Below are 21,173 nucleotides of genomic sequence, written 5' to 3'. Positions count from 1 at the left end.
ATCTCACTACGGAGTTCCCATGTTGTCGACTTCCCTGCGCACCGCCCCTGCGGTGCTGTTGCTGCCGGTCCTGCTGGCATTGGCCGCCTGCAGCCAGGCACAGACGCCACCGGGCAAGACCGCCGCGGCACCGGCAGCGAGCGCCACAGCCACGGCCAACAAGGGCGATCGCCCTGCGGTGCTGAAGGGCATCGAGAAGCATGGTTTCGAGGTCGTCGCAGAATTCGATGCCCCCGGTGGCCTGCGGGGCTTCGCCGGCGTGGTCGGCGGCCAGCAGCCGGCAGCGGCCTATGTCACTGCTGACGGCAAGAACGTACTGGTCGGCAGCCTGTTCGATGCGGAGGGCAACGATGTAGCCGCTGAGGCCGTTGAAAAGCTGGTGGCTTCGCCGATGTCGGCCAAGATGTGGACCAAGCTGGAAGCCAGCGCCTGGGTGCGTGATGGCAAGGCCGATGCGCCGCGCGTGGTCTACACCTTCAGCGATGCCAACTGCCCGTACTGCCACAAGTTCTGGGAAGCGGCACGGCCGTGGGTCGATGCTGGCAAGGTGCAGCTGCGTCACATCATGGTCGGCGTGATCCGCGAGGACAGCCCGGCCAAGGCCGCGGCGATCCTTGCCGCGCGTGACCCGAGTGCGGCGCTGCTGCAGAACGAGCACGATTTTGATCGCGGTGGCATCAAGGCGCTGCCGAACATCAGCCGCGAGATCGCTGGCAAGCTCGACGCCAATCAGGTGCTGATGATCGAGATGGGCTTCCAGGGCACACCGGGCATCCTGTTCCAGGACGCACAGGGCCAGGTGCAGCGTCGTGCGGGTCTGCCGCAGGGTGCCGATCTGCAGACGGTGCTTGGCCCGCGCTGAGTGGCGCCAGACCCATGAAACATTGCGCAGGCCCGCATGGCAGCATGCGGGCCTGTCGCATTCCATGGCGGGCATTGCGGTTGTGGGCCCGCGCAACAGTGGTTCATCGTCACGTATGAATCGTGACTGACATCAAGCATCCCGCCTTGATTCCAATCAAGGCCAAAAACGACAGGCGGATTAGCCTGTGACGCATGGAATACAGCGTCAATGCGCGATGGATGCCGCGCTCGCCACGCCCTGATCAGGGTCGGCTGGCACAGCCATTCACGACACTCTCACTCCGTGCTTGTTACCCAGACCGCTGCGGTCGCCACCTCTCTGGCAGCGCGGCCTTGATGGCGTCGACATCGGTGCGGGCAGGACAGTGTCATCGTCCTGTTGCCTGCCATGCGCAGGCTGGCCGGTGTCGTCGACGCAGTATCCGCATTTCCAGCAACGGCAGCACGAGGCCGGAGTGGCGCATGCGTGCGTCCCGTCTGCGTGCTGCGAACAGGGGTCGTCCAGGGAGGATGCAATGCGCGTGGCGGTACTGAGCCTGGCCTGTGTGACAGCACTGGCGATCACGCCGGCGTATGCACAGGTGGATGACAAGGAGGACGCGCAGGCGCTGCGTCGTGAGATTGCGGCCATGCGGCAGGCACTGGAGGGCATGCAGCAGCGGTTGGACCGCCTTGAGCAGCGCGACGCAACCGTTGCGCCTGCTACAGCACAGGCACCCGCCGCCGTGGTCGCGCCTGCCAGCACTGCCAACCTGCTGCACCCCACCCAGGTACCGGGCGTGGCACAGCCGGTGCTGCCGCAGCGCGAATCGGTGGCCGATCCGTCCACCGCCGCGTCGCGACCGGACAGTGCGGCGGGCCCGACCGATCCGGATCTGAAGGGGTTCTTTGCCATACCCGGCACTGATACGGTGATCCGCATCGGCGGTTACGCCAAGCTGGATGCCATCGCCGATTCGCGTGCAGCGGGGGATGAGGATCAGTTCATTCCCTCGTCGATGCCGGTCGGTGGCAGTCATCGTGATGTCTCGAACTTCAACATCCATGCCAAGCAGACCCGCTTCAGTTTTGAGGCGCGACGTCCGACCACGCACGGCAACCTGCGCTTCTACCTGGAGAACGACTTCTTCGGCAGTAGTGACGGCTACGAGTTCCGGCTGCGCCATGCCTATGGCCAGCTCGGCAATACCTATGCCGGTTACGGCTACTCCAGCTTCATGGATCCGGACAGCCTGCCCGACACATTGGATTTCGAAGGTCCCGGCGGTGCCGGCTACCTGCTGGTGGCAGGCATCCACCACAGTTTCGCGATGGGCAAGGGCAACACCCTGACCGTCGCCGCCGAAGATCCGAAGACCGAACTGGCCGGCGCCAGCGATGAGCGAGCGGCAGTGAACCGCCTGCCCGACGTGACGGTGACCGCGCGCATGGAGCGCGACTGGGGCCACCTGCAGCTGGGTGCGGTGGCACGCAGCCTGGCCTATGACGGCGATGGCGAGCGCGACCGGCGTATGGCCGGTGGCCTGCAACTCAGCGGTTCGGCCTCGGTGGGCGAGCGCGACCTGCTGCTGTTCGGTGCCCTCGGCGGGCGCGGCCTCAGCCGTTACACCGCCGACCTGACCGGCTCCGGGCTGGACGCGGTGGTCGGTGCCGATGGCCGCCTTGATGCCCTGGATCTGCACGGTGGGTTCGTTGGCTACACCCACTACTGGTCCGAGCTGTGGCGTTCGAACCTGATCTTCGGCCAGCTGACCCTGGAGCGGAATGCTGCATTGGCGGCCGACGCATTCCGTCAGAGCCGCTACGGCGTGTTCAACCTGATCTGGAGCCCGGCACCGTCGTGGACGATGGGCATGGAGCTGCTGTACGGCCGCCTGGAACAGCAGAGCGGCGCACGCGGCGACACGGTCCGGGTGCAGGGCAGCCTGCAATACAACTTCATCAAATAGGCGCCAGCGGTCGTACGCCAGCGCAACCGTCCCCAAGCCCGGTGCTGCCGGGCTCATGCCAGTACCGGAGATCGTCATGGCAGAAGCAAAGAAAATCGGGGTGGTCGGAGCCACCTTCCTCGTCGCCGGCAACATGATGGGCTCAGGCGTGTTCCTGCTGCCATCGAGCCTGGCCAAGATCGGCACCGCCTCGATCTGGGGCTGGCTGATCACCACCGCCGGTGCGCTGTTGCTGGCCTTCGTGTTCGCCAAGCTGGGCAAGCTGGCACCCAAGGCGGGCGGCCCGTACGCCTATGCGCGCGACTGGTTCGGGCCCTACATGGGCTTCCAGACCAACACCATCTACTGGTTCGCCAACTGGATCGGCAACGTCGCCATTCCGATCGCCGCAGTGGGCTATTTCAGCTACTTCTTCCCGATCCTGTCCGAGCCGCTGGTGCGCTGCATCGCGGTGCTGATCCTGGTGTGGGCGCTGAGTTTCGCCAACGTGATCGGTCCGGCGTTCGTCAGCCGGGTGCAGACCGTCACCACCAGTTTTGCGCTGGTGCCGATCCTGGGCATCGCCATCTTCGGCTGGTTCTTCTTCGATGCCGACATTTTCAAGGGCGCCTACAACGTGTCCGGCGAATCGAACTTCGGCGCGATCTCCAGCGCCGCGGCGCTGACGCTGTGGGCCTTCATTGGCGTCGAGTCGGCCTCGGTCACCGCTGGTGTGGTCGAGAACCCGGAAAAGAACGTGGCCCGCGCCACCCTGGCGGGCGTGTTCCTGGCCGCCATCGCCTATATCGCCAGCTCCTCGGTGATCATGGGCATGGTGCCCAATGGCGAACTGCAGACCTCCGATGCGCCGTTCGCGCTGGCCGCGGCCAAGGCCGTCGGTGGCTGGGGCGGTGCGCTGGTCAGCCTGTGTGCCTTCATCGGCGCTGCCGGTTCGCTGGGCGGCTGGATCCTGCTGACCGCACAGAGCGCCAAGGCAGCCTCCGATGACGGCCTGTTCCCGAGCATCTTCAGCAAGACCAATAAGGACGACGTACCGGTCAAGGGCGTGCTGATCGTGGCCGTGCTGATGACCTTGGCGGTGCTGGTCACTTCCACCTCGGAAACCGCGTCGGCACAGTTCGACGTGATCACATCGGCGGCGGTGGTGCTGACCCTGCTGCCCTACATCTACTCGTGCGTGGCCTGCTACTTCGTGGTCGAGCGCTCGCACACCCTGGTCCACACCGGTGCATTCTGGACCCTGACCAGCCTGACCGTCGTGTACTGCCTGTGGGCGATCTACGGCTCGTCGGGAACCATCGTGCAGTACGCCTTCCTGTTCGTGCTGTTCATCACCGTGTTCTATCCCTTCTTCAGCGAGGAGCGCCGCCAGCAGCGGCAGCGCGCCCGCGAGGCATCGGCCATCAGCGCCGGCGCCCAGCGTTCCTGAGTTAGTCAAGGAGAATCAACGTGTACTTCAAGTCCCTGGATTACCCGGTCATTGTCATCGACAACGACTACGAGTCGCCGCGCATCGGTGGCATCCTGATCCGCGCCCTGGTGGAAGAGCTGCGCAGCAACGACCAGCGCGTGCTGTGCGGCCTGAACCTGGATGATGCCCGCGCCGGTGCCCGCACCTACGTGGCGGCCTCGGCGGTGCTGATCTCGATCGACGGCAGTGAAGAGGTGGATGGCGAGTTCCAGCGCCTGACCGCCTTCCTGCGCGAGCAGAGCGCACGCCGCGCCAATCTGCCGGTGTTCCTGTACGGCGAGCGCCGCACCATCGAGAAGGTGCCGAGCAAGCTGCTCAAGTACATCCACGGTTTCATCTTCCTGTTCGAAGATACCAAGAGCTTCATCTCGCGGCAGGTGATGCGCGCGGCCGAAGACTACATGAAGAACCTGCTGCCGCCGTTCTTCAAGGCATTGATCCACCATGCGGCCGAGTCGAACTACTCCTGGCACACGCCCGGCCATGCCGGCGGCGTGGCGTTCACCAAGTCGCCGGTCGGGCGCGCGTTCCATCAGTTCTACGGCGAGAACACGCTGCGCAGCGATCTGTCGATCTCGGTGCCGGAACTGGGCTCGCTGCTCGACCACACCGGCCCGATCAAGGACGCCGAGAACGAGGCCGCACGCAATTTCGGTGCCGACCATACCTTCTTCGTCACCAACGGCACCTCCACCGCCAACAAGATCGTCTGGCACGGTACGGTGGCCCGCGGCGACGTGGTGTTCGTCGACCGCAACTGCCACAAGTCGCTGCTGCACGCGCTGATCATGACCGGTGCGGTGCCGGTGTACTTCACCCCCAGCCGCAACGCGCACGGCATCATCGGCCCGATCAGCCTGGACCAGTTCACGCCGGAGTCGCTGCAGCAGCGCATCGCTGCCAACCCGCTGGCCAGCCAGGCCTACAAGGCCGGCTCCAAGCCGCGCATCGCGGTGGTCACCAACTCGACCTACGACGGCCTGTGCTACAACGCCGAGAAGATCGCCGACGAGATCGGCAGCGCGGTCGACTTCCTGCATTTCGACGAAGCGTGGTATGCCTATGCTGCGTTCCATCCGTTCTACGAGAACCACTACGGCATGGCCAAGGGCAAGCCGCGTGAGCAGGATGCGATCATCTTCACCACGCATTCCACCCACAAGCTGCTGGCTGCATTCTCGCAGGCGTCGATGATCCACGTGCGCAACTCGGCGCAACGCAACCTGGATGCCGAGCGCTTCAACGAGTCGTTCATGATGCATACCTCGACCAGCCCGCACTACGGGGTGATCGCGGCCTGTGACGTGGCCTCGAAGATGATGGAAGGCGACGCGGGCCGCTCGCTTGTACAGGAAATGCACGACGAGGCCATCGCCTTCCGCCGCGCGATGCTGCACGTGCGCGACGACCTCGGTCGCGACGACTGGTGGTTCAGTGTGTGGCAGCCGACCCAGGTCGAGCGCAGCCTGGACAAGGGCGATACGCCGGCGCCGCTGGTGGCCAAGCGCGAGGAGTGGTACCTGCAGCCGGATGCGCACTGGCACGGTTTCGAGAACCTGGTCGATGACTATGTGCTGATCGATCCGATCAAGGTGACCCTGCTGACGCCGGGCCTGGCGATGGACGGCAGCATGGGCAAGCTGGGCATCCCGGCGGCGGTGCTGAGCAAGTTCCTGTGGGGCCGCGGCATCACCGTGGAGAAGACCAACCTGTACTCGGTGCTGTTCCTGTTCTCGATGGGCATCACCAAGGGCAAGTGGAGCACCCTGGTCACCGAGCTGATGGCGTTCAAGGAGCTCTACGATCGCAATGCGCCGCTGAGCCAGGCACTGCCGAAGCTGGTCGCCGACTATCCGAATGCCTACGCCGGCTGGGGCCTACGTGACCTGTGCGACGCGCTGCATGCGTTCAACCAGGAATTCGCCGTGGCCAAGGTGATGCGCGAGATGTACGTGGATCTGCCGACGCCGGTGATGACCCCGGCCGATGCCTACAACCACCTGGTCAAGGGCGAGATCGAGCGGGTCGACATCGAGCAGATCAGTGGCCGCATTGCGGCGACCATGCTGGTGCCGTACCCGCCGGGCATCCCGACCATCATGCCGGGTGAGCGTTTCGGTGACAGCGACGAGCCGATCATCCAGTCGCTGCGCATCGCCCGCGAGCAGAATGCGCGTTTCCCGGGCTTCGAGTCGGACGTGCACGGGCTCATCATCGAGCAGGAGGGTGATGCGGTTTCGTACAAGGTGGAGGTGCTGAAGGCCTGACCGGCAACGGTCGGCCGTTCGGCGAACGATGGATACCGCGCGCGAGCAACGCATCCTGAAGTTCTCGATCGGGGTCACCCTGGCGGTGAGCGCGGTCGGCTTCATCGGTGGCCTGCTGGTGGGATCGCAGGCCATCCTTTTCGACGGCGTGTACAGCCTGGTCGATGTCGCCCTGACCCTGGTGTCGTTGTCGGTGCTGCGGCTGGTGGCGCGGGAGCAGAGCCCGCGCTTCCAGTACGGCTACTGGCATCTGGAGCCGATGGTCGAGGCGTTGGGTGGGGTTATCCTGTCGCTGGCCTGCGTGTACGCGCTGGCCAACGCCGTGATCGGTTTGACCACGGGCGGGCACGAAGTGAAGTTCGGGCCCGCGCTGTGGTGGGCGGCATTGCTGAGTGCCAGCAACCTGGCGATGGCGGCGTTCGTCGCGCAGCGGGCGCGGCATCTGCGCTCCGCGCTGTTGTGGCTGGATGTACGGGGCTGGCTGCTGGGCGGGTTGATGAGCCTGGCAGTGGTACTGGCCTTTGTGTTGGCGCTGGTCCTGCACGGTGGCGAGTGGCACCACTGGGTGCCGTACCTGGATTCGATCGTGCTGGCGTTGATCAGCCTGGCGGTGTTGCCGGTGCCGGCGCGGGGTGCCTGGAAGGCCATGCGCGAAGTGCTGCAGGTGGCACCGGATGATCTGGACCGGCGCGTGCAGCGGGTGATGCAGGCGTTCGTCGCCGAGCGTGGCTATGCCGGTTTCACCAGCCATGTGGCGAAGATGGGGCGGATGCGCTTCATCGAGATCCACGTGCTGGCCGACCCGGCCACGCCGCTGGGTTCAGTGGGCGAGGTCGATGCGATGCGTGACGAGATTGCGGTGCGGCTGGATGCGCGGGGCAGCACGTTCTGGTTGACCATTGATTTCACCGCAGACCCAGCGTGGACGTGACCACGCTTCTGTAGAGTCGAGCTTGCTCGACTGCTTCTGGTCGGTGGAAGTCGAGCAGGCTCGAGTCCACGGGAACGCGCGATCGTTGCGCATGGCGGACTACTCTGTTGCACAGGACCCATTTGACCTCAACCGGAGTTGAGGTCACAGACTGCCGGCATCCCCCACGAGGCGCGCGGCATGAACCTGCTGACCACACCGGACCTCAGCCATGGCCTGATGGAACTGTTCAATCCACCGGGTCTCTACGATCCTTCGGCCAACGGCTACTCACACGTGGCGGTGGTGCGCCTGCCGGCACGGGTGATCCATGTCGCAGGGCAGGGCGGCGAAGATGCCCAGGGCCGCCTCTCGCCCAGCTTCGAAGAACAGGTCGGGCAGGCGCTGGACAACCTGCAGACCGCGCTGCGATCGGCGCAGGCAACCCTGGCCGATGTGGCGCGGCTGCGCATCCTGGTGGTCAACCACGATGAGGACCGGCTCGGCATCATTGCCCACCAGGTGCGACGGCGCTGGCCGAACCGCGCGGCGCCCACCTGCACGCTGATCCCGGTGCCGCGACTGGCGTTGGACGGCATGCTGTTCGAGATCGAGGCGGAGGCCTACGCCGCCTAGCGCAGGTAGTACTCCACCGGCACCACCAGTTCCTGCGGTGCCTTCAGTTCATCGGGAATGGGCGGCAGCGGCTGCGCGCGACGGAAGGTCTGCAGCGCAGCGTCATCGAGCATCGGCTGGCCACTGGACTGCTCCAGCCGCAGCGCCAGCAGGCGACCTTCGCGGTCGATGCTGGCCCTGACCCAGGCAGTGCCCTGCTGCCGGCGCGAGCGCGCGGCGGCAGGGTAATAGCGATAACGCTCCAGCCGCGCCATCAGGCGGGCTTCCCACTGGTCGCTGGCGGCGCCGGCCTGGAAGTCCGCCGGTGGCGCGTCTGGAGCGGGCGGCGCGGCCGTGATCGATGCCGGTGCGGGACTTGCATCGGTCGCGGCCGCAGGCGGGGCGACCGGCAGCGGCTTTCGACCCGTCCCGCCCGTTTCGCTGGCGGCCAACTCGCCCTCGCGCGCGGCGGTGGGCTTCGGTGGCGGGGGCGACTTTGTCGGTTGCGATGCACGCGCCTGCTGCGCCTGGCTGGGGGTATCGGCCTGGCGCTCCTCTACGGGCTGTGGCGGCGTGGCCGGTGCCAGCAGGCGCAGGCTGATGCGCACGTCCTGCTCCGGCGGTGGCAGCATCGGCGGCATTGCAACCCAGTGCACCAACAGCAGCAGGGGCAGCAGGTGCAGGACGACGGTGATCACGATCGCCTGCCAGTGTTGGCCGCGCTCACTCATCGTCCAGCACCCACAGCAGATCGGCATCAGCAGCACCGACGGTTTCACCCGGCGAGGCCAATGCGATCACCAGCGCAGGCGTATCCGGTGGCAGGTAGCCCGGCACCCCGGTGCCGCGCAGCACATGCCAGCGACCGGCTACCAGCAGCGCGGGTGCGGGTGCTGCGGTCAGCACCTGTGCCATGCGCGTGTCGCGGGCCTGTTGCACGGCCAGCATCCCTTCCAGCATCGGTGCCGCGTCTGCGTGCTGGGCCAGAACCACATCCGACAGGCGTTGGCGGGCGGCGGGCACCGGGAACCGCACTGCATCAGCGGACGCCAGGTGGGCGTTGACCTCGACGCGCGCGAGATTGCCGCCGAACAAGGGGATGCCGGCAGCGGTGGCGTCCTGCACCAGCCCGCCGTAGGCGGTCCACGGCCATCGTGTATCCCAGCCCAGCAGCTCCTGCAGGCGTGCACCGTCGGCATGGTTGCCCTTGGCCAGCCAGCGCTGCACCCGCTGCAGGCGCGGCTGGCGTTCGCTGGCAATCATCTCCAGCACCAGCGCGCCTTGTGGACGCTGCTGCTGCAGCGCGTGCAGCAGCCAGCGCTGGGCAGCGTGGTCACCGGCCAGGTCGTGGCGTTCGCCCAGCAGCAGTCGCGGAGCGTTCGCTGCGCGCTTCACGAACGCAGCTTCGTCCAGGGTCTGGCCGCTGGCGAGGTCCAGCACCTTGCCGGGCATCGGCTGCGCGCTGGCCATCGACGCGAGCGCGAGCAGGCACAGCGGCAGCCAGTGGCGGCTAGAACGCCACATTGACGCCCATCGAGACGGTGCGGCCACGGCCGTTGCCGCGGTCCAGGATCGGACTGAAGATGCTGTCGATCGAGGCATTGTTGTCATAGGCCTTGTTCTGCAGGTTTTCGATGTTCAGCCACAGCGTGGTGTTGGCCTGCGGCTTGAAGCTGGCGTAGAAGTCCAGCAGCATGCCGGTGCCGCCGGTCTTGCGGGTCTGGAAGAAGTCGTAGCCTTCCTCGGTCGGACCGGAGTACTCGGCGCGCAGGCCGGCCTGCACGCGCTGCTGCCACCAGCGGCCGCCCACGTCCAGCGTCCAGTAGCGGTCGGGCAGGGCGGTGATGTCTTCCAGGTTGACGAACTCGATGGCCGGCGCGCTGGTGCGCGAGCGGGTCCAGCTCAGCGTGGCGTGGTAGTGCTCGCTGGCGTAATGGGCTTCCAGTTCGATGCCGCGCATGCGCACCACGCCGGGGTGGTTCATCCAGCGCGTGGTGGCGCTGAAGTCGTCGGCGTCCAGCACATCGGTCCAGGCATTGAGTTGCGGATCGCTGTCGATCGGCACCACGAACGGTTCCACTTCCGGCGGATGCACGATCAGCAGGTACTGCGGCTTGATGTAGTCGCGGATGCGGTTGTCGAAGCGGGTGACCCGCAGTTGTGCCAGGTCACCGTCGACCAGCAGCGAGTCGGTGCTGAGGTTGGCGCCGAACTGCAGGTTGCGCGAGCGCTCGCGGCGCAGGAACGGATTGGCGCCGATGCCGTCGGCGACGCTGGCGTCCTCCAGCGGGATCTTCTCGAAGAACATTTCCTGCACGCGCGGCGGCCGCGACGTGCGCGAGACCTCGGCGAACAGCTGCAGCCAGTCGGTGGCCTGCAGTGAAACCGCCAGGCTCGGGCTGAGTGCGCGCTCTGTGCGACGCACGTCGATGTCGCCGCCATTGATCTCCGCGCACTGGCCGGACACATCCGAGCACACCGGGATGTGACCACGGATGCCGAAGCGGTCCTGGCGCAGTCCTGCGGTCAGGGCATAGATGTCGTACTGCAGCTCCAGCGTGCTGAACACACTGTCCAGCTGGCTGCGACCCTGCGGGTTGGCACCGCGCAGGATGGGCGTATCGGCCACATAGCTGTCCGATTGGTGCTTGATGCCGGTGTTCCAGCGCGCCTGCAGTGCACCGATGTCGAAGCGGCTGGTGTTGTCCACGGTCCAGCTGCTAAGGCTGCTGTGGGTGCGGCGGCCGATGTAGCTGGAGTCCTCCACCGGCGGGTAGAACAGCCGGGTCTTGTTGCTGGCGAAGGTCGCACGCAGGTCGATCCACGGCGAATAGGGTGTGTAGTGGTAACTGGCGCGCTGGTTGCGCGCGGAAATCTGCCACGGATAGTTGTGGTAGAAGTCGTTTTCGTAACGCATGTGGCTCAGGTCCAGCCGATGCTGGTCGCTGGGCTGCAGGCGCGCCTTCAACAGCCAGCTGCTGGGCTGCTGGCTGCCCGGGTCGGCGTTGTTCTTCTGCCCGCGTGCGGTCGCGTACTCGCTGCTGCGGCTGCTGCTGGCGGCGGCCAGCAGGCCGAACTGGCGGTCGCCACTCTCTTCGCTGTGGCGCCAGGCGCCGGCGAAGGTACGGCCACTGCCGTAGCCGTTGTTGCCGTGGCGGTAGCCCGCACGCAGGCCCCAGTCGCGCCCCTCGCCGAGCAGATCGTCGATGTCCAGCGTGCGGAAGTTGGCACTGCCGGCCAGCGTGCCGGCGCCATCACCACCGGCGACCGCACCGCGCTGCACGTCCACACCGGCCAGCAGGAAGGGATCGACATAGGCGAACGGGCCGCCCGAGCCGTGCCCGGCATTGTTGCGGAAGGTCTGGGTGACACCGTCGATCATGGTGTTGACCCGGCCGGCACCGGTCATGCCGCGGATGTTGACCTGCAGGCCCGGCTGGCTGCGCGAATGGAAGCTGTGGGTGCCGGGCATCGAGCGCAGCAGGCTGTTGCCTTCCTGGCGTTCGGCCATCGCCACGCGCTCGCTGCCCACCGAGGGCGCAAAGCCATCGCGGGTGGCCGGTACATATTGACTGGCGCCGGCACCCGGTGCCTGACCGTGTGCGGTAGTACCCTGCACCCGCAGCGGGCCAGTGCGACGGCTGCCATCGGCGCGTTCAGCCGGCGCCGGCTCCAGGGCGGCACGACGCGCATCGACGAAGCGCGGGCGCAGGCCGCTGCCTGCCAACAGGCGCGACAGGGCCTGCGCATCGTCGAAGTCACCGCGCAGCGCAGGCGCCGAATGGCCCGCGGGCAGCGCTGCGCCGATCACCAGATCGACGCCGGTCAGCCGGCTGTAGGCGTCCAGCGCGGCCGCCAGCGGTTGTGCGGGCAGATTGTAGGTACGGGTGGCGGTCTGTGCGTGGGCACTGCCGGGCAGCAGCGGAAGGGCACTGGTACAGGCCAGCGACAGGGCGAGGACAAGGGGGCGGGGGCACAGCATCGGGGGCTCCAGGGGCTGACGCAGAGCGTCGTCATCCTGGGTAGACGCAGCCGCAGGCCGGATGTCAGGGTCCATCACGCTGTTCCCTGCGTGGCGGCAGCCACACCTGTATGCCCGCGCCGAGGCGCAGCACGCGCACCTGCAACTGAGTGGCCAACTGGTCGCGGTTGCCGGCCGCACCGTCGGCACTGCCAAGCAGGGTGACCGGCTGCTGGCGCAGCTGCTCGCCGACGACCCACGTGTGCCCGCCATGCCAGCGGTCCAGGCCCTGCGTGACGTCGGCCAGTGGGGCCGAGACCCAATGCAGGCGCCGCTCGCGCCAGGCCAATGCTCCGGGGGCGGTCGTTGTTGCATGGGCTGTTGCCTGCCCATCGAAGCGCAGCTGTTCGCCGTGGTCAGCCAGCATGCTGACGTTGCCGCTGTCCACGCGCACGCGATGCTCGGTAACGGTGACCACGCTGCTGTTGCCCTGCACGGCAAGATCGAATGCGGTCCCCAGTGCAGTGACGGTGCCCTGTGGGGTATGCACCTGGAAGGGCCGGTCGGCATCGGCGGCGACCTGGAACCAGGCCTGGCCGCGCTGCAGCTGGAGCTGGCGGCGCTGCCCATCGATGCGCACCTTCACTTCGCTGCCGGGTGACAGCAGGACATGCGAGCCATCCCGAAGGGTCTCCTCGCGGATCTCGCCAGCGGCCGTTCGCAGGACCTGCGCTACAGGCGGCGACACATGGCGGCTGTAGAGACCCAGCGCGCACAGCAACAGAACCGCAATGCCAGCTTCGCGCAGGCGACGGCGTTGCCTGCGCTGCTGTTGCCGCTGCAGGCTGGGCAGCGTCGCACCGGCCTGCCACAGGTGTTGCAGATGCTGGTACTGCGCAGCATGGCGAGGGTCGGCCTGGTACCACTGGTCGAACGCGTTCTCGTCGCGGCCACCGTCGTGCCCGTCCAGCCACCAGCGTGCAGCTTCGCGCGCGATCGCGTCCAGGCTCATGCGCCGGGCACCTGCTGCAGGGCGACCAGTGCGCGCAGCAGATGGCCGTGCGCGGTCTGCCGGCTGATGCCGAGCTGGCGCCCGATCTCGGCCAGCGCCAACTGTTCAACCCGCGCCAGCAGGAACACCTGGCGCGAGCGCGGTGGCAGCGCGGCGATGATCGCGTCGAGGTGGCGCAGCTGTTCGGCGTCGAGCAGTCGCTGCTCGGGCAGCGGCGCAGGATCGGCGATGGCATGCAACTGCGTGTCATCCAGCGCTTCTTCGCGACGGCGCTGGCGTTGCCGGTAATGGTCGGCAATCAGGTTGTGGGCAACACGGTACAGGTACGCGCGGCCGTTGCTCAGCAGGCCACTGGCGGCGACCTTGACGACACGCAGCCAGGTTTCCTGGACGACGTCATCGGCGTCGCTGCGTTGCGGGAGTTTGCGGCGGACATGGGCGTGCAGCGGCCGGTAATGGGCCGCGCACAGCTGCGCGACATCCGTCGGTTCGACAGGCGTGGACACGGGGCGGGCGACAACTGGGAAAGGGAACAGCCCGCGGCGGCAAGGGCAGCGGCTGCACATTACAGCAAAAGAGAATCATTTGCATCTTTGGTGCGAGCGCAGTCCGCATGAGCCACCGCGGCGTCAGCGGGGACGATAATCGCAGTGGATCTGCAGGGCTTCGGTGGGATTGTGATGCAGCACGAATCCGCAGTGCTGCAGGCTGCGCTTCGCTCGTGCGACTGGCTCGGCATACCGGGCGACGCGGCGGTGCTGCCAGCGCGGCGGGGTGAACACGCCCAGGGGCAGCAGCCGCAGCCGCTCGCCGTGCAGTACCAGTGAGACATCGACATGACGGCCATCGATGTCGTGGCCGTTGGCGCCGAAGATGGCGTCGACTTCATCCTGGCGCTGCGGATAACAGGCACGGAAGAGGGTGATGCCGAGCCCACGCACCAGGCGGCGGAAGCCACCGAGACGGCTGTGGCTGGGTTCGAAGCCACGGGTGAGCAGTAGCCGCAGCCCCACAGGCAGCATTGCCTGCGCGTCGAGCAGGCGTTGCAGTACCTCTTCTTCCAGTTGGATGCGGGTGGAGGGCCAGCGCGGGGCGATGAGCAGTCCGTGGTGGTTGCCGCGTTGCAGGGTCAGCATCGGTGAAGCTTCGCACGCGGCCGAACAGCCGGGGTAGTGCCGGCCGCTGGCCGGCAGATTCGAGTACCGGCCAGCGGCCGGCACTACCGTGACGATCGTCAGAGATCGCGGTACTGGATCTGCGAAGCCAGTACGCGCAGGCCGTCGGCATTGCTGGACAGGATGCGCTCTTCGCCAACACCTTTCTGCCGTTTCAGCTGGAAGCCCTGATCCGCAGGCAGTTGTGCGGCGATGGCGTCCATGCGCTGCAGGGCATCAGGGCCGCTGCAGTCGAAGTGGCCCCAATAGGCGCCATCGCGGTGGATCTGCAATCGATAGTTCATCGCGGTGTCTCCGGCAGGTCCTGCAGCCAATGGTCGAACATCGCGGTGGCGGCCGCGGCCAGTGGTGCGCCATAGCGACGCGCCTGCGCGCGCAGATCATTCGGATCGATGCCGGCCTGGGCCAGCTCCAGCGTGTGACCAATCAGCCAGCGCTCGAACTGGCGCGCGTCCAGTTCCGGATGGCATTGCAGGGCCAGCGCGTGGTTGCCGATGGCGAAGGCCTGGTGGCGGCAGGCCGGCGTGCTGGCCAGGCGGCGTGCACCGGCCGGAAGCTCGAACGCCTCACCATGCCAATGCAGTACCGGAATGCCCTGCAGGGCCTGCAGCGGTGAACGCTGGCCTTCATCGGTCAGCAGCAGTGGCGCAAAGCCGATTTCCTTGCCGCCGCTGGGAGCGACACTGGCACCGAGTGCACGCGCCATCAGTTGTGCACCCAGGCAGATGCCCAGGGTTGGCCGCTGCTGCTGCAGCCGGCGCTGCAGCAGGGCGATGCTGTCGGTGACGAAGGGATAGGTCGCTGTGTCATTGGCACTGATCGGGCCGCCCAGCACCACCAGCAGGTCGGTCACTTCGGCCGGATCGAGCGCATCGACGCCGGCCTGCAGCACCTGCAACTGCCAGCCTTGTGCCAACAGCAGAGGCTGCAGGGTGCCGAGGTCTTCAAAGGCAACGTGTTGCAGGACAACCGCGTGCTTCATGCCGGGGCTCCGCTGTTCGGCCAGTAGAAGCTGTCCGGGGTGGCGCGGGCGCCGAAGATGGCCTGGCCGACGCGGACCACGGTGGCACCTTCCTCGATGGCCACTTCGAAATCACCGGACATGCCCATCGACAGCTGCGACAGGTCAAGGCCGGGCGGGGCGGTGCGTTGCAGCTGGTCGCGCAGTTCGCGCAGGCGCACGAAGCAGGCGCGCACGCGCTCGACGTCGGGGGTGAAGATGGCCAGGGTCATCAGGCCGCGCACACGCAGGCGATCGAAGGCCGGCAACTGCTGCACGAAGGCCTCGACCGCGTCGGGTTCCAGTCCGTACTTGCTCGGCTCGGCCGAGGTGTTGACCTGCACGAACACATCCAGCGTGCGGTCTTCCAGTTGCAGGCGCTGCTGCAGGGCCTCGGCCACGCGCAGGCTGTCCAGCGCCTGGAACTCGCTGGCAAAGCGCGCCACGTAGCGCGCCTTGTTGGTCTGCAGATGGCCGATCACCGACCAGTGCACGCCCAGGTCGGCCATCGTTTCGGCCTTGCGCTGCGCCTCCTGCACCTTGTTCTCGCCCAGTTCGTGGCAGCCTGCGGCCACCGCCATGCGGATGCGGGCGTCATCGACGGTCTTGCTGACCGGCAGCAGGCGCACGCTGGCCGGGTCCCGGCCGACGCGCGCGCAGGCATCGGTGATGCGTTGGCGCACCGTGACCAGGTTGGCGGCGATCTGTTCAACGGACTGGGCGACGGGCCAGTCGGCAGCGGCAAGGGGCATGCGGGCACCTCCAATGCAGGATGGCCAGGGTGGGATACACTGGCACAGGACAAGATATATTTTGGCATAGGACAAAATGAAAATCACCGGACATAGCGCCGAGTCGATCTTCGACAGCATCCGCGACGGCATCGGCAAGGGCCGCCTGCCGGCCGGCAGCGTGCTGCCGCCGGTGCGTGAACTGGCCGAGCAACTGGGCGTGAACCGCAACACCGTGGCCGCTGCCTACAAGCGCCTGGATGCGGCGGGCCTGGCCAGCACGGCGGGCCGCCGTGGCACGGTGGTGCGCGGATTGCCGCCGACGCTGGCGCGCGAGGGCAGTACGCCCGGGCTGGCGCTGCAGGACCTGGCCGGTGGCAATCCGGATCCGCGCCTGCTGCCGAACCTGCGCCTGGCCCCGGCCGCACCGCGTTTGTACGGCGTAGGCACGGTCGACCCGAGGTTGCAGGCGCTGGCAAGGGCCTCGCTGGATGCGGACTGCCCGGAGGGCTATGCGCTGGAGCTGACCCATGGCGCGGTTGATGGCATCGAGCGCCTGCTGGCGGCGTGGTTGCTGCCAGGAGACCGCATCGCGGTGGAGGATCCATGCTTCCTCGGTAGCCTCAATGTGCTCAATGCTGTGGGCCACGCGCCGTTGCCGGTGGCGGTGGATGCACATGGCATGCAGGTCGATTCGCTGCGGCAGGCGCTGGAGGCCGGCGCACGCGCGGTGCTGCTGACCCCGCGGGCACACAACCCGACCGGGGCCAGCCTGGATGCGAAGCGGGCACGGGCGTTGCGGCAGTTGCTGGCGGCCTACCCGCAGGTGGCGGTGCTGATTGACGATCACTACGCACTGCTCTCGCAGCAGGCCTATCACTCAGTGCTGCCGCTGGATGGCCGGCGCTGGGCGCTGCTGCGTTCGTTGTCCAAACCACTGGGTCCGGACCTGCGGCTGGCCTGGCTGGCCTGCGATGAGGAGACCGCATCGCGGTTGCGGCTGCGATTGGCGTCCGGCACCGGCTGGGTCAGCCACCTGCTGCAGGATGCAGCGACTTCGGTGCTGGCGTCGGCAACGCAGCGGGCGAAGATCGCCTCGGCGGGTGAGCGCTACCAGCAGCGCCTGCAGTCGCTACAGGAGCTGCTGCGCGCGCGTGGCATGCCGACGCCGCAGCCGATGGAAGGATTGAACCTGTGGCTGCCGTTGCCGGCGGACAGCCATCCGCAGGTGCTGGCGCTGGCCTCGCGCGGCTGGCATGTGCGCGCGGGCGAAGTGTTCGCGGTGGCGGCACCGGGCCATGGTCTGCGCATTACGTGTTCGGCGCTGGGACCGGCGCAGCTGCGGCAGCTGGCCGATGACCTGGCGGCGGTGTGTGGTTTGTAGCGTCGGGCCATGCTCGGCTTTGCTTCGCCTTTGTAGAGCCGAGCCATGCTCGGCTGCTGTTGGTAGAAGCAGTCGAGCATGGCTCGACTCTACATGACCGGTAGTCGAGCATGGTTCGACGCTACAGAAGCAGATCAAGGCGCGGCGTTGGCGCCCGGGCGCACGTAGTAGGACTGGCCGCTGTCATCAACGAACATCAGCTCCGGCTTGCCCTGCCAGGAGGTGAGCATGGCGCCGGTGTTGTTCTGGTGCTTGACCATCAGACTGGCGCCGCGGTCGGGATTGGCGACGACCTTGAATACTTCGGTGGTGCCGGTGGCATCGTCCAGGGTGAGCAGGGCTTCGCCGCCGCGGTCGCTTGTGCCATAACCGCCGCGCTCTGAACCGTCGGGGCCGAGCAGGATCAGGCCGGACAGGGCGGTGGCGCGCGGCCCCTGGGTGCGGCCCTGGCTGAGCGGATCGGGAACCGGTGCGCCGAGGATTACCCGCGGTTGGCCGCTTGCATCGTGGATGATCAGCCCGCGTGCCTCGATGATGCGCTGTGGCGATTGGCTGCGATGCAGGTTCCAGGCGGTCCAGCCGGAAACAAGCAGGGCGAGGGTCGAGACCACCAGGGTGGTCAGCAGCAGCGCACGGGACATCGGGTCGTCCTTCCTTGGATGTGCCGACGATAGCGGATGCGGACCGGCAATGGCCAGTTCGTTGTGTGACGTTGTGTATCGTCAGTGGAAATCACGACTGTGGCTGCGCAGCCCCTGCAGCAGTTCATCCAGGCAGTGCATGCGCTGCACGATGACGTGCTGCACGCCATCGACGCGTTCCAGGCGGCCATCGATCTGCATCAGCTGGGTATCGACCAGCACCCGGTGCTGGCGATCGGCCAGGTGCCGCCAGACCACGGCGTTGATCATGCCGGTCTCGTCTTCAAGGGTGAGGAAGGTGACGCCACTGGCGGTCTGCGGGCGCTGGCGCATGCGCACCAGGCCGGCGATGCGCACGCGCCGGCCATGGCCGTGGGCAGCCAGTTGTGCGGCATCCAGGCAGCCACGGCTGCGCAGTTGCGCGCGCAGGAACGAGATCGGATGGCGGCCCAGCGTGGTGCCGGTGCTGCGGTAATCGGCCTGCATGTCTTCCCAGGCGCTGGGCAGGGGCAGTGGCACGCGGGCTTCGGTGGTGGCGCGGGCCTGGTCGAACAGCGGCAACCGGTTTTCCACACCGGAGATATCCCAGCGCGCACGATGGCGATGGCCGCTGAGCCCACGCAGCGCCCCGGCATCGGCCAGCAGGCCCTGCTGGCGGCGGTCCAGAGCGGTACGCTGGCACAGGTCACCCACATCGTCGAACGGGCGCCGCGCACGTTCACGCATGATGGCCTGCACGGCGGGCTCGTTGCAGCCATCGACCAGGCGCAGGCCGAGCCGGATCGCGGCCGGCCCCTTGCTGAAATCCAGCGTGCAGTCCCAGTCGCTGTGGCGCACGTCCACCGGCAGCACGCGGATGCCATGCCGGCGCGCATCCTGCAGCAGCTGGTCGGGGCTGTAGAAGCCCAATGGCTGGCTGTTGATCAGGCTGGCGGTGAACGCGGCCGGGTGATGGCACTTCAGCCAGCAACTGTTATAGGTCAGCAGGGCGAAACTGGCGGCGTGACTTTCCGGAAAACCGTAGTCACCGAAGCCCTTGATCTGTTCGAACAGGTGCTCGCCGTACTCGCGGCTGAAGCCGTTCTTGAGCATGCCGGCCAGCAGCTTCTCGCGATGCGGTTCCAGGCCGCCACGGCGCTTCCACGCCGCCATCGAGCGGCGCAGGGCATCGGCCTGGCCCGGCGTGTAGCCGGCCGCTTCCACCGCCAACTGCATGACCTGTTCCTGGAACAGTGGCACGCCGAGGGTGCGCGCGAACACGCGTTCCAGCCGCGCTGGATAGAGTGGATTGTCTGGATCGTTCAACGCGTCAGGACCCTGCTCGCGCAGGATCCTTCGCCGTTCCAGGTAGGGGTGCACCATGTCACCCTGGATCGGGCCAGGGCGCACGATCGCCACCTCGATCACCAGGTCGTAGAAGGTGCGCGGCTGCAGGCGCGGCAGCATCGCCATCTGCGCGCGCGACTCGATCTGGAATACGCCGATGGTGTCGGCGGCGCAGATCATGTCGTAGGTCTTCGTATCCTTGGGAGGAATCGCATCCATGCGTCCTTCGTGCAGGCCATGCTGCTGCAGCATCGCCAGGCATTTGCGGATGGCGGTGAGCATGCCCAGCGCCAGGCAGTCGACCTTCATCAGGCCGGTGGCATCCAGATCGTCCTTGTCCCACTGGATGACGGTGCGGTCGGCCATCGCCGCGTTCTCCACCGGCACCAGGGTTGACAGCGGATGCTCGGAAATCACGAAGCCGCCCGGGTGCTGCGACAGGTGGCGGGGGAAGTCGATCAGTTCGGAGGTCAGCGCCAGCAGTCGCCGCATCAGCGGGGTTTCCGGATCGAAGCCGCGCTCGCGCAGGGTCTCCGGCAGCGGCACATGGCCGCCCCAGTGGTCCATCGCCGCGCCCAGTTCGTTGACCTGGTCCATCGGCAGGCCAAGCGCACGGGCCACGTCGCGGATCGCGCTGCGGCCACGGTAGCTGATCGCCACCGCGGTCAACGCCGCGCGCTCGCGGCCATAGCGCTTGAACACGTACTGCAGCACTTCCTCGCGGCGCTCGTGCTCGAAGTCGATGTCGATATCCGGTGGTTCGTCGCGCTCGGCGGAGATGAAGCGCTCGAACAGCAGGTTGCTGCGTGCCGGGTCGATCTCGGTCACGCCCAGTACGAAGCACACCGCGGAGTTGGCCGCCGAGCCACGACCCTGGCAGAGGATGTCCTGGCTGCGCGCGAAGCGCACGATGTCCTGCACGGTGAGGAAGTACGAGGCGTAGTTCTTTTCCCGGATCAATGCCAGTTCGTGCTCGATCTGTTTGCGTTGTGCCGGTTCGATGCCGCCTTTCCAGCGCCACGGGATGCCGCGCTCGACCAGCACGCGCAGCCAGCTGTCCGGGTCGTGGCCCTCGGGTACCAGTTCGCGCGGATAGGTGTACTGCAGCTGCTCCAGGGTGAAGTGGCAGCGCTCGGCGATGCGCAGGGTCTCGGCCAGCAGTTCGGGCGGATACAGCTGGGCCAGCGCGGTACGCGGGCGCAGGTGGCGCTCGCCGTTGGGAAACAGGCGCCAGCCGGCCTCGGCCACGCTGCAGCGGTGGCGGATGGCGGTCAGTGTGTCCTGCAGGGCGCGGCGGCGGCGCACGTGCATGTGTACATCACCACTGGCCACCAGCGGCAGGTGGTGGCGTTCGCCGAAGGCCTGCAGCTGCTGCAGGCGACGCGCGTCGTCATGCTCATGGTGCAGCTCCACCGCCAGCCACAGCCGATCATCGAAGCCGGCGCGCAGCAGTTCCAGATCGGTGGCCGCTGGTTGCCGGTCCAGCCATAGGCACAGCAGGCCGCCGGGCAGGTCGAGCAGGTCCTCGCGCAGGCAGCGGTATTCGCCCTTGGCCGCGCGCCGCCGGCAGGTGGTGATCAACTGGCACAAGCCGGCGTAGGCGGCCTGGTCGGTGCACAGCAGGGCCAGCTTCGGCCCGTCCTCGATCTGGAATTCGGCGCCGACGATCAGCGCCACGCCATGCGTCTTGGCGGCCTGCCAGGCGCGCACGATGCCGGCCAGCGAGCATTCGTCGGTGATCGCCAACGCGCGGTAGCCCTGGCCGGCAGCGCGCGCGAACAGTTCTTCGGCGATCGAGGCGCCACGCTGGAAACTGAAGGCCGACAGGCAGTGCAGTTCGGCGTAGCCGGGCAGTTCGCTGTGCATG

At 67.2% G+C, this 21,173-nt stretch carries 18 protein-coding genes; 7 read left to right on the top strand and 11 right to left on the bottom strand.

Translation table 11 applies throughout. The features are described 5' to 3' along the window. The first annotated feature begins 19 nt into the window (after positions 1-19). The 6 genes from dsbG (at position 20) to ACZK3W_RS13565 (ending at position 8,097) form a co-directional block, all read left to right on the top strand. Entirely contained in the window at positions 20-862 is an 843-nt protein-coding gene (gene dsbG, locus ACZK3W_RS13590) for a thiol:disulfide interchange protein DsbG (RefSeq protein WP_032129379.1), read from the top strand. A 517-nt stretch (positions 863-1,379) separates the two neighbouring features. Beyond that, positions 1,380-2,813: a DcaP family trimeric outer membrane transporter gene (locus tag ACZK3W_RS13585; RefSeq protein WP_032129378.1), complete on the top strand. Its 1,434-nt coding sequence runs from the start codon at positions 1,380-1,382 to the stop codon at positions 2,811-2,813. 76 nt (positions 2,814-2,889) lie between these two features. After that, on the top strand, positions 2,890-4,242 hold the full coding sequence (gene adiC, locus ACZK3W_RS13580; protein ID WP_005410068.1) for an arginine/agmatine antiporter: 1,353 nt from the start codon (positions 2,890-2,892) through the stop codon (positions 4,240-4,242). Between the two features lie 20 nt (positions 4,243-4,262). Next, entirely contained in the window at positions 4,263-6,551 is a 2,289-nt protein-coding gene (locus ACZK3W_RS13575) for an Orn/Lys/Arg family decarboxylase (RefSeq protein ID WP_197616937.1), read from the top strand. Positions 6,552-6,579: 28 nt separating this feature from the next. After that, positions 6,580-7,482 (top strand): cation diffusion facilitator family transporter, encoded by a 903-nt coding sequence (locus ACZK3W_RS13570; protein WP_049398424.1) that lies wholly within the window; start codon positions 6,580-6,582, stop codon positions 7,480-7,482. Positions 7,483-7,662: 180 nt separating this feature from the next. Then, entirely contained in the window at positions 7,663-8,097 is a 435-nt protein-coding gene (locus ACZK3W_RS13565; RefSeq protein WP_197616939.1) for a RidA family protein, read from the top strand. Here the strand turns inward: ACZK3W_RS13565 and ACZK3W_RS13560 are convergent. From ACZK3W_RS13560 to ACZK3W_RS13520, 9 genes are all read right to left on the bottom strand, one after another. Beyond that, positions 8,094-8,807 (bottom strand): energy transducer TonB family protein, encoded by a 714-nt coding sequence (locus ACZK3W_RS13560; protein ID WP_049398426.1) that lies wholly within the window; start codon positions 8,805-8,807, stop codon positions 8,094-8,096. The two genes, ACZK3W_RS13565 and ACZK3W_RS13560, sit on opposite strands and share 4 nt — an antisense overlap. Next, positions 8,800-9,600: a ChaN family lipoprotein gene (locus ACZK3W_RS13555; RefSeq protein WP_197616941.1), complete on the bottom strand. Its 801-nt coding sequence runs from the start codon at positions 9,598-9,600 to the stop codon at positions 8,800-8,802. The genes ACZK3W_RS13560 and ACZK3W_RS13555 overlap by 8 nt, the downstream gene beginning before the upstream one ends. Further along, positions 9,587-12,058 (bottom strand): TonB-dependent receptor, encoded by a 2,472-nt coding sequence (locus tag ACZK3W_RS13550; protein WP_197616943.1) that lies wholly within the window; start codon positions 12,056-12,058, stop codon positions 9,587-9,589. The genes ACZK3W_RS13555 and ACZK3W_RS13550 overlap by 14 nt, the downstream gene beginning before the upstream one ends. Before the next feature lie 64 nt (positions 12,059-12,122). Beyond that, complete coding sequence (locus ACZK3W_RS13545) at positions 12,123-13,049, bottom strand: FecR domain-containing protein (RefSeq protein ID WP_197616944.1); 927 nt, start codon at positions 13,047-13,049, stop codon at positions 12,123-12,125. Next, positions 13,046-13,555, bottom strand: a complete 510-nt coding sequence (locus tag ACZK3W_RS13540; RefSeq protein ID WP_032129371.1) for an RNA polymerase sigma factor — start codon at positions 13,553-13,555, stop codon at positions 13,046-13,048. Before ACZK3W_RS13540 ends, ACZK3W_RS13545 begins: the two co-directional genes overlap by 4 nt. A 123-nt stretch (positions 13,556-13,678) precedes the next feature. Further along, on the bottom strand, positions 13,679-14,185 hold the full coding sequence (locus tag ACZK3W_RS13535) for a hypothetical protein (RefSeq protein WP_197616946.1): 507 nt from the start codon (positions 14,183-14,185) through the stop codon (positions 13,679-13,681). A 98-nt stretch (positions 14,186-14,283) separates the two neighbouring features. Continuing rightward, the gene (locus ACZK3W_RS13530; RefSeq protein WP_125894569.1) at positions 14,284-14,508 is read right to left on the bottom strand and encodes a hypothetical protein; all 225 of its coding nucleotides are present in this window, start codon (positions 14,506-14,508) and stop codon (positions 14,284-14,286) included. Then, positions 14,505-15,206 carry a glutamine amidotransferase gene (locus ACZK3W_RS13525; protein ID WP_197617163.1) on the bottom strand — a complete coding sequence of 234 codons (702 nt, stop codon included), beginning with the start codon at positions 15,204-15,206 and terminating at the stop codon, positions 14,505-14,507. The genes ACZK3W_RS13530 and ACZK3W_RS13525 overlap by 4 nt, the downstream gene beginning before the upstream one ends. Continuing rightward, positions 15,203-15,976: a YggS family pyridoxal phosphate-dependent enzyme gene (locus ACZK3W_RS13520; RefSeq protein WP_121503549.1), complete on the bottom strand. Its 774-nt coding sequence runs from the start codon at positions 15,974-15,976 to the stop codon at positions 15,203-15,205. The genes ACZK3W_RS13525 and ACZK3W_RS13520 overlap by 4 nt, the downstream gene beginning before the upstream one ends. A 76-nt stretch (positions 15,977-16,052) precedes the next feature. Between ACZK3W_RS13520 and ptsJ the strand changes: the two genes are divergently transcribed. Then, positions 16,053-17,339 (top strand): MocR-like B6 salvage transcription factor PtsJ, encoded by a 1,287-nt coding sequence (gene ptsJ / locus ACZK3W_RS13515; RefSeq protein ID WP_197617166.1) that lies wholly within the window; start codon positions 16,053-16,055, stop codon positions 17,337-17,339. 134 nt (positions 17,340-17,473) lie between these two features. Here ptsJ and ACZK3W_RS13510 read toward each other — a convergent pair whose 3' ends face one another. Together ACZK3W_RS13510 and ACZK3W_RS13505 are read right to left on the bottom strand one after the other, a co-directional pair. Next, complete coding sequence (locus ACZK3W_RS13510) at positions 17,474-17,980, bottom strand: hypothetical protein (protein ID WP_012511394.1); 507 nt, start codon at positions 17,978-17,980, stop codon at positions 17,474-17,476. An 81-nt stretch (positions 17,981-18,061) separates the two neighbouring features. Next, positions 18,062-21,172 (bottom strand): error-prone DNA polymerase, encoded by a 3,111-nt coding sequence (locus tag ACZK3W_RS13505; RefSeq protein WP_197617168.1) that lies wholly within the window; start codon positions 21,170-21,172, stop codon positions 18,062-18,064. Between the last annotated feature and the right edge of the window lies 1 nt (position 21,173).

Source organism: Stenotrophomonas sp. 80084_Sma (assembly GCF_056481995.1).
Note: the sequence above shows the minus strand (reverse complement) of the source record. Positions and strands in the feature narration are given on the sequence as shown.

Bases quoted from the DNA above. Each gene is read 5' to 3' on its own strand.
- dsbG (WP_032129379.1), top strand. From the start codon at position 20: ATGTTGTCGACTTCCCTGCGCACCGCCCCTGCGGTGCTGTTGCTGCCG.
- ACZK3W_RS13585 (WP_032129378.1), top strand. From the start codon at position 1,380: ATGCGCGTGGCGGTACTGAGCCTGGCCTGTGTGACAGCACTGGCGATC.
- adiC (WP_005410068.1), top strand. From the start codon at position 2,890: ATGGCAGAAGCAAAGAAAATCGGGGTGGTCGGAGCCACCTTCCTCGTC.
- ACZK3W_RS13570 (WP_049398424.1), top strand. From the start codon at position 6,580: ATGGATACCGCGCGCGAGCAACGCATCCTGAAGTTCTCGATCGGGGTC.
- ACZK3W_RS13565 (WP_197616939.1), top strand. From the start codon at position 7,663: ATGAACCTGCTGACCACACCGGACCTCAGCCATGGCCTGATGGAACTG.
- ACZK3W_RS13560 (WP_049398426.1), bottom strand. From the start codon at position 8,807: ATGAGTGAGCGCGGCCAACACTGGCAGGCGATCGTGATCACCGTCGTC.
- ACZK3W_RS13555 (WP_197616941.1), bottom strand. From the start codon at position 9,600: ATGTGGCGTTCTAGCCGCCACTGGCTGCCGCTGTGCCTGCTCGCGCTC.
- ACZK3W_RS13550 (WP_197616943.1), bottom strand. From the start codon at position 12,058: ATGCTGTGCCCCCGCCCCCTTGTCCTCGCCCTGTCGCTGGCCTGTACC.
- ACZK3W_RS13545 (WP_197616944.1), bottom strand. From the start codon at position 13,049: ATGAGCCTGGACGCGATCGCGCGCGAAGCTGCACGCTGGTGGCTGGAC.
- ACZK3W_RS13535 (WP_197616946.1), bottom strand. From the start codon at position 14,185: ATGCTGACCCTGCAACGCGGCAACCACCACGGACTGCTCATCGCCCCG.
- ACZK3W_RS13530 (WP_125894569.1), bottom strand. From the start codon at position 14,508: ATGAACTATCGATTGCAGATCCACCGCGATGGCGCCTATTGGGGCCAC.
- ACZK3W_RS13525 (WP_197617163.1), bottom strand. From the start codon at position 15,206: ATGAAGCACGCGGTTGTCCTGCAACACGTTGCCTTTGAAGACCTCGGC.
- ACZK3W_RS13520 (WP_121503549.1), bottom strand. From the start codon at position 15,976: ATGCCCCTTGCCGCTGCCGACTGGCCCGTCGCCCAGTCCGTTGAACAG.
- ptsJ (WP_197617166.1), top strand. From the start codon at position 16,053: ATGAAAATCACCGGACATAGCGCCGAGTCGATCTTCGACAGCATCCGC.
- ACZK3W_RS13510 (WP_012511394.1), bottom strand. From the start codon at position 17,980: ATGTCCCGTGCGCTGCTGCTGACCACCCTGGTGGTCTCGACCCTCGCC.
- ACZK3W_RS13505 (WP_197617168.1), bottom strand. From the start codon at position 21,172: ATGCACAGCGAACTGCCCGGCTACGCCGAACTGCACTGCCTGTCGGCC.